This is a genomic window from Mannheimia bovis, from assembly GCF_014541205.1.
GTDB classification, from domain to species: Bacteria; Pseudomonadota; Gammaproteobacteria; order Enterobacterales; family Pasteurellaceae; genus Mannheimia; species Mannheimia bovis.
In genome coordinates this window covers 1321424-1334673 of the sequence record NZ_CP061280.1, presented here as the reverse complement: position 1 = coordinate 1334673, position 13250 = coordinate 1321424, and the positions used below count along the sequence as shown (strand labels likewise).

At 40.1% G+C, this 13250-nt stretch carries 12 protein-coding genes; 4 read left to right on the top strand and 8 right to left on the bottom strand.

The features are described 5' to 3' along the window. Window positions 1-61: 61 nt before the first annotated feature. Window positions 62-1132 carry a PhoH family protein gene (locus tag ICJ55_RS06670; protein ID WP_188156101.1) on the bottom strand — a complete coding sequence of 357 codons (1071 nt, stop codon included), beginning with the start codon at window positions 1130-1132 and terminating at the stop codon, window positions 62-64. 27 nt (window positions 1133-1159) lie between these two features. Continuing rightward, a complete protein-coding gene (fadR, locus tag ICJ55_RS06665) occupies window positions 1160-1885 on the bottom strand; it encodes a fatty acid metabolism transcriptional regulator FadR (RefSeq protein ID WP_188156100.1) in 726 nt (241 codons plus the stop codon). 141 nt (window positions 1886-2026) lie between these two features. On the opposite strand from fadR, the gene nhaB reads away from it, so the two are divergent. The 3 genes from nhaB (at window position 2027) to metC (ending at window position 5431) form a co-directional block, all read left to right on the top strand. Continuing rightward, window positions 2027-3568, top strand: a complete 1542-nt coding sequence (gene nhaB, locus ICJ55_RS06660; protein WP_188156099.1) for a sodium/proton antiporter NhaB — start codon at window positions 2027-2029, stop codon at window positions 3566-3568. Window positions 3569-3624: 56 nt separating this feature from the next. Continuing rightward, a complete protein-coding gene (gene dsbB / locus ICJ55_RS06655) occupies window positions 3625-4164 on the top strand; it encodes a disulfide bond formation protein DsbB (protein ID WP_188156098.1) in 540 nt (179 codons plus the stop codon). Between the two features lie 76 nt (window positions 4165-4240). Beyond that, entirely contained in the window at window positions 4241-5431 is a 1191-nt protein-coding gene (gene metC, locus ICJ55_RS06650; RefSeq protein ID WP_188156097.1) for a cystathionine beta-lyase, read from the top strand. A 58-nt stretch (window positions 5432-5489) separates the two neighbouring features. Here the strand turns inward: metC and ICJ55_RS06645 are convergent, their stop codons facing one another. From ICJ55_RS06645 to ICJ55_RS06635, 3 genes are all read right to left on the bottom strand, one after another. Further along, window positions 5490-6578 carry a 5-methyltetrahydropteroyltriglutamate--homocysteine S-methyltransferase gene (locus tag ICJ55_RS06645; RefSeq protein ID WP_188156096.1) on the bottom strand — a complete coding sequence of 363 codons (1089 nt, stop codon included), beginning with the start codon at window positions 6576-6578 and terminating at the stop codon, window positions 5490-5492. A gap of 157 nt (window positions 6579-6735) precedes the next feature. Further along, window positions 6736-7377 (bottom strand): orotate phosphoribosyltransferase, encoded by a 642-nt coding sequence (pyrE, locus tag ICJ55_RS06640; RefSeq protein WP_188156095.1) that lies wholly within the window; start codon window positions 7375-7377, stop codon window positions 6736-6738. Window positions 7378-7434: 57 nt separating this feature from the next. After that, complete coding sequence (locus ICJ55_RS06635; protein WP_188156094.1) at window positions 7435-8277, bottom strand: 23S rRNA (adenine(2030)-N(6))-methyltransferase RlmJ; 843 nt, start codon at window positions 8275-8277, stop codon at window positions 7435-7437. A 64-nt stretch (window positions 8278-8341) separates the two neighbouring features. On the opposite strand from ICJ55_RS06635, the gene ampD reads away from it, so the two are divergent. After that, window positions 8342-8893, top strand: coding sequence for a 1,6-anhydro-N-acetylmuramyl-L-alanine amidase AmpD (gene ampD / locus ICJ55_RS06630; RefSeq protein ID WP_188156093.1), 552 nt, complete (start codon window positions 8342-8344; stop codon window positions 8891-8893). Here ampD and rluA read toward each other — a convergent pair whose 3' ends face one another. The 3 genes from rluA to frr all read right to left on the bottom strand — a co-directional run bounded on the left by rluA (window position 8894) and on the right by frr (window position 13203). Beyond that, complete coding sequence (gene rluA, locus ICJ55_RS06625) at window positions 8894-9562, bottom strand: bifunctional tRNA pseudouridine(32) synthase/23S rRNA pseudouridine(746) synthase RluA (protein ID WP_188156092.1); 669 nt, start codon at window positions 9560-9562, stop codon at window positions 8894-8896. A 12-nt stretch (window positions 9563-9574) separates the two neighbouring features. After that, window positions 9575-12487 (bottom strand): RNA polymerase-associated protein RapA, encoded by a 2913-nt coding sequence (gene rapA / locus ICJ55_RS06620; protein ID WP_188156091.1) that lies wholly within the window; start codon window positions 12485-12487, stop codon window positions 9575-9577. Between the two features lie 158 nt (window positions 12488-12645). Beyond that, on the bottom strand, window positions 12646-13203 hold the full coding sequence (gene frr / locus ICJ55_RS06615; RefSeq protein WP_188156090.1) for a ribosome recycling factor: 558 nt from the start codon (window positions 13201-13203) through the stop codon (window positions 12646-12648). Window positions 13204-13250 lie beyond the last annotated feature (47 nt).

Here is a 13250-nt window from a genome sequence, read left to right as displayed (position 1 = left end):
AGAGCGAACTCAATACACTTACTACCTTGTAAAAAAATCAGAAAAAGCGACCGCTTGTAGGTTATAAAACCTCTGCTTGTGCCAGAATTTTTTCTTGCTCTAGGGCGAGTTTTTCCAACTTACGTTGCTCTCGTCTTTCTTCATCAACGGCTTCCCAAACATCATAGGCTTGGACGATTTTCGCAACCACTGGGTGGCGAACAATATCTTTGCTGTCAAAGAAATTGAAACTCAGCTCAGGCACATCTTTTAGCACTTCCATTGCGTGTTTTAAACCTGATTTTTGACTACGAGGTAAATCCACTTGAGTAACATCACCTGTAATCACTGCTTTGGAATTAAAGCCAATACGGGTTAAGAACATTTTCATCTGTTCGGTGGTGGTGTTTTGGCTTTCATCTAAAATGATAAAGGCATCATTTAGCGTTCGCCCACGCATATAAGCAAGTGGTGCAATTTCAATCACACCTCGTTCCATTAATTTTTGAGCTTTTTCAAAACCGAGCATTTCAAAAAGAGCATCATATAGAGGACGTAAATAAGGTTCGATTTTCTGCCCTAAATCCCCGGGTAGGAAGCCCAACTTCTCCCCTGCCTCAACCGCTGGGCGAGTCAGCAAAATACGGCGGATTTCTTGGCGTTCTAAAGACTCAACTGCCGCTGCTACCGCTAAGAAGGTTTTCCCTGTGCCTGCCGGTCCAATACCAAAACTGATATCGTGGCTTAAAATATTGCGGAGGTAGGCTTGTTGATGCTCACCTCTCGGCTTAATTACACCCCGTTTGGTTTTGATTGCAATCTCACCTTGTGTACTTGCTTGCCATTGGTTTTGCAACAACATTCGGCTTTCTTGAATGGCTAGATGTACGTCTTCTAAATCCAACTCTTTGATTTTGCCTTTAATCGGTGCAGTTTCGTTGTAGAGTTGTTTAATGAGCTTTACGCTATTTTGAATGAGGCTAGCAGAGTAATGGTTTTCGTCTGCAGATTGAATGGTAAAGTTAAACCCTTGGCGGGAAATAACCAGGTTAAAACTTTTTTCGATAAGAGCTAAATGCTCGTCAAACGCACCGCAAAGTGATTGTAGACGTGCGTTGTCTTGGGGTTCTAAACTAAAAATAATTTCGTTCAAAGTGTTACCTTCTGTTAAGGTTCGCTGTTAAAGTTCACCGAAACTTTCGGGAATATTAGCGGATAATTTTTTCCAAATTTCCCCACTTGATTGGCGGTTTTTCGCCATACAAGCGGTCGCTTTTTCGCTATCTTTTGCAATACAGGCTGCAAGTAGCGAACGATAAAAATTTAAGGTTAATTGACGGTTGTTTGGGTCATCAAAAAATATTTTTGCCACTTGGTGATACATAGATTTAAAACTGTTTAAAATCAAAGCATAAACAGGTTTATTCGCTAAAAAGGTAAACTGCCTGAACAATTTATAATCAAACTCTGCATAAGCAGTTGCTGTATTTTCCAGATTATCTAAACCTTCAAAGAGTTTTGCACTTTCTTCAGGCACAAGTTTAATCGCTTCAGGAATATAGGCTTCTGCCATACGGGTTCTGAGTGAAACTACGTTTGAGATCACAACAGGCAGATAGTTTTTATCCAGCTTAATAATAGTACCTATAATATTCGGACCTGCGGTTTCCCAAATATTATTTACTCTTGTTGGCTTACCGTGTTGAATATGCAACCACCCTTCACGAGCCAGACGTTGTAATACTTCTCTTAATGTTGTTCGGGTAACGCCGATGCGTTCCGCGAGTTCTCTTTCTGCAGGAAGATCTGTGCCTGCCGGAAAGTGGTTATTCCAAATACTTTTTACAATATACTCTTCCGCTAATGCTGCCGGGCTTTGTGCTTTTAAAATGCTCGTGTTTTCCATTAGCTCCCCCATAAAATTATGCTTAACACGCCGTTTTTTTATTTATAACTAAATTATTGTAAATAAAATTCAATTTTCCTATTATCCTTTAATCTAATCTATATTACAATTGCAATATTATTTTTCAACTTTGAGGTTTTTATGAGTAATCTTGATGCTCTCTATAAAAGTTTTTTAGGGAAAAGCCCTGAGTGGTATAAGCTCTGTATTTTAGCATTTCTAATTATTAACCCTCTCATTTATTTCTTCATTAGCCCTTTTGTAGCAGGCTGGTTTCTGGTTGCTGAATTTATTTTTACCCTTGCTATGGCGTTGAAATGTTATCCTTTGCAACCGGGCGGATTACTTGCCATTGAAGCTGTAATTATCGGTATGACCAGCCCTAAGCATATTAAACACGAAATTGTGGCGAATTTTGATGTTATTTTGCTTCTGATGTTTATGGTAGCGGGTATTTATTTTATGAAGCAACTTCTGCTTTATATTTTTACCAAACTTCTTGTAGCTATCCACTCTAAAAAAATTCTCTCTCTCGCCTTCTGTTTAAGTGCTGCTTTCTTATCAGCTTTCCTTGATGCTCTAACCGTAATTGCGGTAATTATCAGCGTAGGAACAGGTTTCTACGGGGTATATCATAAAGTTGCATCAGGTAATAGTTTTGAAGATTCAACCGATATTACCAATGATGAGAAAATTCTCACTAATAAAGAAATTTTAGAACAATTTCGTGGTTTTTTAAGAAGCCTATTAATGCACGCAGGTGTGGGGTCTGCCTTAGGTGGTGTGATGACAATGGTGGGCGAGCCGCAAAACTTAATTATTGCTTCACAAGCCGAATGGGGGTTTGCAGAGTTTTTATTGCGTGTTCTGCCTGTTAGCTTACCAGTTTTAATCTGTGGCATTGCGACTTGTTTTTTAGTGGAAAAATACAAATTATTCGGTTATGGCGACAAACTTCCTCGTAAAGTGTGGATTGTACTTGCTCGTTATAATCAATTAAAAGAACAAAAAATGACTAAGCAAGATAAGCTAAAAATGATCGTACAAGCCATTGCCGGTGTTTGGTTAATTGTTGGTTTAGCATTGCATCTTGCTGATGTTGGCATTATCGGTTTAACTATTATCATTATTTGTACAGCATTTTGTGGTATTACTGATGAACACGCGTTAGGTAAAGCATTCCAAGAATCAATGCCGTTTACTGCATTATTGATTGTATTTTTCTCAATTGTTGCAGTTATCATTGATTTAAAATTATTTGAACCGATTATTGCCTTTGTGTTATCGGCAGAACCACATTCTCAGCTCTCATTATTCTATATTTTTAACGGTTTACTCTCGATGATTTCGGATAATGTATTTGTGGGTACTGTGTATATTAATGAAGCTAAAACCGCACTAAATGCAGGAATTGTAGAGCGAGCACAATTTGATTTACTTGCGGTTGCAATTAACACAGGGACAAACTTACCGTCTGTTGCAACGCCAAACGGGCAAGCTGCGTTCTTATTTTTATTAACGTCTTCCTTTGCACCGTTAATTAAGCTCTCTTATGGTAGAATGGTGTATATGGCATTACCTTATACCATTGTACTTTCAGTTGTCGGCTTCTTGGCATTAGAATTTTTACTGCCTTCGATGACTGAATTGATGCTGAATTGGGGTTGGATTGTTACACGCTAATCTAATATAGATAAATAAGGTAGAACAAAAGCGTTTTATAGATATGAGGAATCATTATGCTCCATTATTTTAAAAATCTATCACTCTCTCGCAGTGCGTGGTTTTTTCTGGTATTAAGCTGTATTGTGCTAGAAGGTGTCGCCCTATACTTTCAACACGGAATGGGCTTAGTTCCTTGCGTAATGTGTATTTATGAACGTGTTGCTTTATTTGGTATTTTATTTGCAGGCGTTTTAGGTTTTCTTGGCAACCGCTACGCTGTTCTTCGCTGGTTGGCAATTTTGATTTGGCTGGGAAGTGCCTTTAAAGGCTTAACATTGGCACTTAAACATCACGATTATCAAGTTAATCCTTCGCCTTGGAATCAATGCGAATTTAAGGTTGATTTTCCGCAAACATTGCCGCTTGATAAATGGTTACCGCAAGTATTTGCACCCGGTCCGGTAAATTGTAGCCAAAGCCAATGGGAAATGTTTGGTTTTTCAATGGCACAATGGCTAATCTTTACCTTTGCAGTTTATCTGATTTTTGCCGTGATTGTTTTAATCAGCCAATTTAAACGCAGCCGACCAAAAAACAGTTTTATTTTCCGTTAATACGGATTACAAGCGGTAAGATTTTGCAAAAAATTTGTAAAAACTTACCGCTTGTTTATTTTATTAGGAGAGAAGAATGTCTAACTATAAAAATTTATCTACCAAACTTGTTCATACAGGGCGTAAAAAACGCTATACACAAGGGGCAGTTAATCCTGTTATCCAACGTGCTTCGTCCTTAGTTTTTGAAACATTAGAAGAAAAAAAATATGCTACTCAAAACCGTTATAAAGGGGCTTTATTTTATGGGCGACGAGGTACTCTCACCCATTTTTCACTCCAAGAAGCAATGTGTGAATTAGAAGGTGGTGCAGGTTGCTATCTCTACCCCTGCGGTGCCGCAGCGGTAACAAATTCCATCTTAGCCTTTGTGGAACAAGGCGATCACGTTTTAATGACGGGAGCAGCTTATGAGCCAACTCAAGAATTCTGTAATGTTCTTCTAAAACGAATGGGCGTTTCAACAACTTATTATGACCCAATGATTGGCGAAGGCTTGAAAGCCCTTGTTCAACCTAACACTAAAGTGCTTTTTTTAGAGTCGCCAAGTTCGCTTACAATGGAAGTGCCTGATATCCCAACTTTGGTGAAAGTAGCTCGTGAAGTGAACCCTGAAATAGTGATTATGATTGATAACACTTGGTCTGCCGGTGTACTTTTCCCTGCACTTGAACACGGCATTGATATTTCTATTCAAGCCGGTACGAAATATTTAGTCGGACATTCTGATGTGATGATCGGCACTGCGGTTTCTAACGCTCGTTGCTGGGATAAATTGCGTGAAGGCTCTTACTTAATGGGGCAAATGGTTGATGCTGATTCAGCCTACACCACCGCTCGTGGCTTACGTACCTTAGGCATTCGTTTGAGCCAACACGAAAAAAGCAGTATTGAAATTGCCAACTGGTTAGCACAACGCTCTGAAGTGAAAGCGGTTTACCACCCAGCTCTTGAGAGTTGTCCGGGTAACGAATTTTTTAAACGTGATTTTTTAGGATCAAGCGGTCTATTTTCATTTGAACTTTGCGAAAAGCTCTCGCAAGAAAAATTAGCGAATTTCTTAGAGCATTTTGAGTTATTTTCAATGGCTTACTCTTGGGGTGGGTTTGAATCCCTCATTCTCGCCAACCAGCCGGAAGAAATCGCCAAAATCCGCCCTGCTATTGAGCGGAAACTCACCGGAACGCTGATCCGTATTCACGTTGGGCTAGAAGCTGTGGAAGATTTAATTGCCGATCTTGAACAAGGTTTTGAACGCATCAAGTAGTTGTAAAAAACTCATAAAAAACGCCCGCTTATTGCGGGCATTTCTTTGCGTGAAGAGATTAATCCTCACCCCAAACTTCTTTGGCGATTTCCTCCACAAAGCGAACTTTCGCCCACTGTTGAGCTTCAGACATAATATTGCCTTCCTCTGTTGAGGCAAAACCACATTGTGGACTTAGGCAAAGTTGCTCTAACGGCACATATTGTGCAGCTTCAGCAATGCGAGCTTTGATAGCTTCCTTATCTTCTAATTCAGGGAATTTTGAGCTGATTAAGCCTAACACCACACGCCCTTTATTGTTAGCGAAATGTTTTAACGGCTCAAAACCGCCTGAACGTTCATCATCATATTCTAAGAAATAACCATCATAGTTGGTTTGAGCAAATAAACCATCAGCGATTGGATCATAAGCTCCTGTTAATAGATAAGACGATTTATAGTTACCACGGCAAACGTGAGTAGTAATAATCAGATCTTCTGGTTTATCGGCTAAAATGGCTTGAATATTGGCAACTGCTTGAGCTTTATCCGCTTCAAAACTCGGCTGCCCAAAGTTATTACACAATGAGCCCCAATACACATCATCAATTTGTAAATAGCGACAACCCGCATCGTAAAAGGCTTTAATGGCTTCTTTGTAGGCTTGTTGCACATCTTTTGCAAATGCTTCACGATTTGGGTAAATACCGTGATCCCATTGAACCGGATACATCAACTGGTTCGGGCTTGGAATGGTAAATTTCGCTACCGCACGCCCATCTACAATGGCATTAAATTTTTTGAAATGCTCAATAAACGGGTGGTTTGGATTCCACGACACTTTGCCACAACAACGTGTGTTGTAAGGACGAACTTCAACCCCTTTAAACGCATAGGCTTTTTCCGGCACATAGCCCTCAATGCCATTCAGATTTTCTAAGAAATCAATATGCCACCAAGAACGATGATATTCGCCATCTGTAACCACTTGAATGCCTGCATCTAACTGAGCTTGCACTAATTTTTTTACTTCTGTTTCTACAATTTCATCACGCTCTTCAAGTGAAATTTTGCCTTCTTTATAGTCAGAATGAGCTTTTTTCCAAGCATCTGAGCGTAAATATGAACCCACTGTATCTGCGTGAAAAGGTAATTTTTTGTCCGTCATTGTGTTTCTCCAACTCGTTTATTATTGATGTTTGTATGCTAAGTCAATTATGGAAACCGAACAATGAATTTATCCGCTTTTAAGCTGAAAAAATCTCAGCCAAAGATGAAAATTATTCATACTACAGTGATACAAGCGGTCTTATTTCTGCAAAACTTTACACACCATATTTTTCACGATATTCACGCATTTTTGGCAAATAAGGGGCGTATTGAGGCGATTTTTCGATAAAGGTCACTAAATCATCAAAATCCACAATCGAGAACACTTGGCAACCGTAATCACGTTCCACTTCTTGAATCGCAGAAAGTTCGCCTTTGCCCTTTTCTTTACGGTTTAACGCAATTAACACACCGGCAAGTTCAGCATTGTTTGCATTAATAATTTCCATTGATTCACGAATTGCCGTGCCTGCGGTAATCACATCATCAACCAATAAAATTTTACCTCTAAGAGGTGCACCGATTAAGTTGCCACCTTCACCGTGATCTTTCGCCTCTTTGCGGTTAAAGCAGCAAGGTTTATCCACATCGAATTGATTAGCAAGGGCAACCGCCACTGTAGTTGCAATCGGAATGCCTTTATAAGCCGGACCAAACAGTACGTCATACTCAATGTTTGAGGCTTGAATTGCCTGTGCGTAATATTCCCCTAATTTGGCTAAATCACGCCCGGTGTTAAAAAGCCCTGCATTGAAGAAATAAGGGCTGATTCTGCCTGATTTTAGGGTAAATTCGCCAAATTTTAAAACATTGCGGCTGAGGGCAAATTCGATAAAGTCGTGTTTATATTGTTGCATCGTTTTTTCCTGTTCTGACAAGCGGTTATTTTTCTCAAAAATTTTACTTTGTATAAATTACTCTGGCGTAATCCACTCCACCGTCCACGAGCCGGTACCCTCCGGCACTAGAACCTCGGTTAAGTAAGGCAGAATATTTTTCATCTGTTGTTCAAGCTGCCAAGGTGGGTTGATCACAATCATACCACTTGCGGTCATCCCTCGTTGATCACTATCAGGGCGAACCGCTAATTCAATTTGCAGAATTTTGCGAATGCCGGTTTCCTGCAAACCACGCACAATGCGTTTAGTATGTTGGCGTAATACTACCGGATACCAAATCGCATACACGCCTGTCGCAAAACGTTTATAACCTTCTTCAATCGCTTGCACCACCAATTCATAATCCTCTTTTAGTTCATAAGGTGGATCGATTAGCACAAAGCCTCTGCGTTCTTTCGGCGGTAATGCTGATTTTAACTGCTGAAAACCATTTTCACGCTTAGTTTGCACATTTTTCATTTTGGCAAATTCTTGGCGTAATAATGGGAAATCGTTAGGGTGAAGTTCGGTCAAAATCGCTCGGTCTTGCTCACGTAACTGCTGAACCGCTAATAGCGGCGAACCTGCGTAATATTTGAGTTTTCCGCCACGATTAATTTTCTTCAGTTCATCAATGTATAAAGCGATTTCTTCAGGCAAATCATTACGTTCCCACAGGCGGGCAATACCTTCTAAATATTCCCCTGTTTTTTCGGATTCAAAGCTCAGCAAACTGTAACGCCCAACACCCGAGTGAGTATCAAGATAAAGAAAGCCTTTCTCTTTCTCTTTTAATGAACGTAAAATCAAAAGTTGAACGATATGTTTTAACACATCTGCGTGGTTGCCTGCGTGGAAACTGTGGCGATAACTGAGCATAATTTTCTCTTTTCTTGTAAAATATAGTTAGACGTAATTTTACCGTATTTACCCTATTTAAACTATGCAAAAATTGAAAATTCAGAACGGCTGTTTAGTTCATCAAAAACAAGTCCCCTCTCCCCATTTTAGCCAACGCCCGAGTGAAAATGATATTTCATTATTGGTTATTCACTATATTAGCCTTCCCCCTGAAGAATTTGGTGGGAATTTTATCGATCTTTTTTTTCAAGGCAAACTTGACCCAACTCTTCACCCTTATTTTGAAGAAATCCAAGATCTTCGAGTATCTGCCCATTGTTTAATTAATCGTAAAGGCGAAATTACTCAATATGTCAATTTTAATGATATGGCGTGGCACGCCGGAGTGTCTTGCTTTGAGGGGCGGGAAAAATGTAATGAATACTCGATTGGTATTGAACTAGAAGGGAGTAATAATCAACCCTTTACCAAAGCACAATATCAATCGTTGGCGAAACTCACGCAAGTTATTCAGAAAAGCTACCCACAAATTACCGATGAGAGAATCACAGGGCATAGCAATATTGCCCCAGAACGCAAAATCGACCCAGGGCAATATTTCGATTGGAAATACTACAGAAGCCTGTTGAGATAGTTAGAAATCCGGCTCGGCGGTAAAAGTCATTGCCTTCCCCGTAATCGGGTGAGTAATGGTTAACAACTCAGCGTGTAAACATAAACGAGGCGATAAGCTCTTCGCTAACGGATTAGCATAAAATTTATCCCCAATAATAGGATGCCCTAATGCCAAACTATGCACCCGCAACTGATGCGAACGACCGGTAATCGGCGTTAATTTCACCCTGGTCGTATTATTGGCGTTATGAGCCAAAATTTCATAATGCGTGATGGCTTTTTTACCTCGCTCATAGCAAATTTTTTGGCGTGGGCGGTTTTCCCAATCACAAATAAGTGGGAAATTCATCTCGCCTTTATCGCCCACTTTCTCACCTAATTTGCCCCAAAGTAACGCAATATAGTGCTTTTTCGGCTCACGATCACGAAACTGGCGTTTTAGCTCTTTCTCCGCCGCTTTGCTAAGTGCGAACAAAATAATACCGCTTGTTGCCATATCCAAACGGTGAGCCGGCTCGGTAAAGCCATATTTTTTCTGAATGCGGGTCATCGCACTGTCAAAATATTCGGGGCGATTACCCGGAACCGACAGCAATCCGCTTGGTTTGTTAATCACTAAAATATGGTTATCGCGGTAAACCTCATCTAAAAAAGGCTCAAGCGGTGGGTTATATTCAATTAATGCCATATTATATTTAAGCTACTCTTTATTACTCACAATCACACGCAAACAGTCCAAGCGGTAATTTGCGGTTTCAAGCTGGGCTAAGGTTTCATTTAGCTGCTGTTCCAAAGCGTCCACTTCATCAGCTCGGATATTTTTATTCACCATTTTCAGGGATTCCAAGCGGTGTAATTCTGCCTTTAATTTGCAATTTGCCTCAAATGTTGCTGTTTCAATCACTTCTTGTACTTGAGGCAACACCGCTTTTTCACTTGCTTTAATCAGCTTTTCAATATCTGCCCGTGCCATTTTAGCAATTTTATTTGCCATCTGTTTATTCACAGGCTTTAACTGGCGTTCAAGCCCTGCAAAGGAAACTTGTTGGGCAATGTTATTACCTTTATTATCAACTAAAATACGAATTGGTGTAGGTGGCAAGAAACGTGTTAAATTTAGTCCTTTCGGTGCTTGAGCTTCCACAATATAAATGGCTTCGAGTAATAATGTACCGGCAGGTAATTTATTATTCACCAGCAAAGAAACAGCTGATTTACCAATATCGCCGGAAGTAATTAAATCAATCCCATTACGGATCATCGGATGATCCCAAGTAAGAAATTCTACGTCCTCACGCATTAGGGCTAATGCACGGTCAAAGGTAATAGTTGTTCCTTCTTCCGAAAGCCCCGGGAAATCCGGTACTAACATATGCCCTGTTGGGCTAATCACAATGCTCTGCTCACCTAAATCTTCTTGCTCTAAGCCGATGACATCAAATAAATTCAGAGCAAAATTCACAAGATGCGGATTATTATCTTCTTTGGCAATATCTACTGCAAGCTGTTGAGCTTCTTCCCCACCATTAGAGTTGAGTTCTAATAATCTGTCTCGTCCTTTTTCTAATTCTGCTTTCAATTGTTGTTGGCGTTTATGCGTTTTCGCTAAAAAGTCATCTAATTTCTCTGAAAATTCAGGATTTTTCAAGAAACCTTGTAGTTCTTCATTAAATTCACGGAAAATCGCTGTTCCCATCGGACAAGTTTCTTCAAACGCATTTAAGCCTTTGTGATACCATTCCGCCAACATTTGCTGAGCCGATAAATTAAAACAAGGCACATAAATTTGAATATCATTTTTCTGCCCGATACGGTCTAATCGCCCGATACTTTGCTCAAGTAAATCAGGGTTATTCGGCAAGTTAAACAGTACTAAATCTTTCGCAAATTGGAAGTTACGCCCTTCTGAACCAATGCTTGAGCTAATCAGCACTTGAGCTCCCTCTTCTTGTTGGGCAAAATAAGTAGCCGCTTTATCACGCTCCACAATCGACATTTTCTCGTGGAATACTGCCGAGCGAATTGCCTCACGCTCACGCAACACCTGCTCTAACGCAATTGCAGTATCCGCTTGTTGGCAGATAACCAACACTTTTTCTTCACGATGATTTTTTAAGAAGGTTATTAGCCACTCAATACGTGGGTCAAACTCCGTCCATTTTGCATTCGGGTTCATTCGCTGAAATAAGTATTCAGGATAAAGCAAATCCGTTTGGCTCACACCGCCCATCATTCCCATCACTTTTAACGCATTTTGGTATTGTTTCGGTATTTCCAAACTGATTTGGTGATATTCACGATGAGGGAAGCCTTTCACCCCTTGGCGGGTATTTCTAAACAACACGCGGCTTGTGCCGTGTCGATCAATCAGCTCACCAATCAGCTCTTGTCTGGCTTGCAAGCGGTCATTTTCGTCCGATTTTTTACTATTAATCGCACGGAACATCGGTTCAGTATCTTGCTCGCTTAACAATTCTGCGATGGTATTCTGCTCGTCATTTGTGAGAGGCTTATCATTTAATAATGTCGCCACCGCATCCGCAACGGGCTGATATTGCGTTTGTTCTGCTACAAAGCTGTTGTAGTCATAAAAGCGATCCGGATCTAATAATGCTAAACGAGCAAAATGGCTCTCTTGCCCTAATTGCTCAGGGGTTGCCGTTAAAAGCAATACTGAAGGTATCTGTTTAGCTAACTGCTCTACAAATTGATAGCCGGCAGAGGCTTTCTCTTCAGACCACTCTAAGTGATGAGCCTCATCTACAATCAATAAATCCCAGTCGGCATCAAGCACCTGTTTTGCTCGCTGTGGTGCGGTTTCCAACCAGTTCAGTGAAGTAATCACTAAAGATTCACTTTCAAATGGATTCTCGCTGGCGTTCTCACCGTTTTCATCTTCCTTATCAAAATCACTACAACGTTCTTCATCAAATAGCGAAAATTTGAGACTAAAACGGCGGAGCATTTCCACCAACCATTGATGTTGTAGACTTTCCGGCACAAGCACCAAAACACGTTCTGCTCTTCCACTGAAAAGCTGTTGTTGCAAAATCATTCCCGCTTCAATAGTTTTTCCTAAACCTACTTCATCAGCAAGTAAAACACGAGGAGATAAACGCTGCCCCACCTCTTTGGCAATATGTAATTGATGGGGAATTAGACTGGCTCGAATACCACGCAAACCTCTCAAAGGAGATTGATATTGAGCTTGCTGATGTTCTAATGCTCGAAAACGTAACGCAAAACGATCGCTACGATCAATTTGTGCAGAAAAAAGTCTATCTTGCGGTTTGCTAAAACTAATTTTGTGATCGAGTTGCATTTCAGGCAAAACAGCTTCTTCTCCATTATCGACCCTTTTTCCCAAATAAATCGCAACGCCTTGATTTTCAACTACATCCGTAACATCAAGCTGCCAGCCTTCAAGGCTATTAATTCTATCACCTGCTTGAAACTGCACACGGGTCAATGGGGCAACAGAAATGGCATAAACTCGCTCTTCTTCTGCTGCAGGGAAGTTAATGGTAACAGTGCGATGATCCGCCGCTTTCACAATACCTAAACCTAAATTATTTTCCGATTCACTTAGCCAACGCTGACCGACTAAAAACATTCTTTTCCTCTAAAGACGATTTACTTATTTTTCTAGATGGTTATTTTAACAAATTCTATTCCTGCTCTGCTTTACTATTTTTGCAAAAAAGCTCAACAAAAAGACCGCTTGTGCGGTTAAAACACACAAGCGGTCATTTTTAGTATTAAATTTACAAATTAGAAATCTAATAATTCTTTCTCTTTTGCTGCTAATACTTCATCAACTTTTTTGATGAAAGTATCGGTGATTTTTTGAATATCTTCTTCAGCTTTATGTTGCTCGTTTTCGCTGATTTCTTTATCTTTTAATAATGCTTTGATTTGGTCATTTGCATCACGGCGGACATTACGAATTGCTACTTTGCCTTGCTCGCCTTCACCTTTTACGATTTTAATTAATTCACGGCGGCGTTCTTCTGTTAATGGGGGAAGCGGCACACGAATAGTCGTACCTGCAGATGATGGATTTAAACCTAAATCTGAAGTTAAGATCGCTTTTTCTACCGCTGAAATCAGTGATTTATCGAATACGTTTACCGCTAATGTACGAGCATCTTCTGCTACTACATTAGCCACTTGGCGTAAAGGTGTTGCAGAACCATAGTATTCTACTTGGATAGCATCTAATAAAGACGGCTGTGCACGACCGGTGCGAATTTTAGCAATATGACCTTTTAAAGCCTCAAGGCTTTTTTCCATACGATCTTGTGTATCTTTTTTGATTTCATTAATCATTGATTGTTTATCCTTTTACTTAAAACAGAGTTAAAAACAGGGAAAGA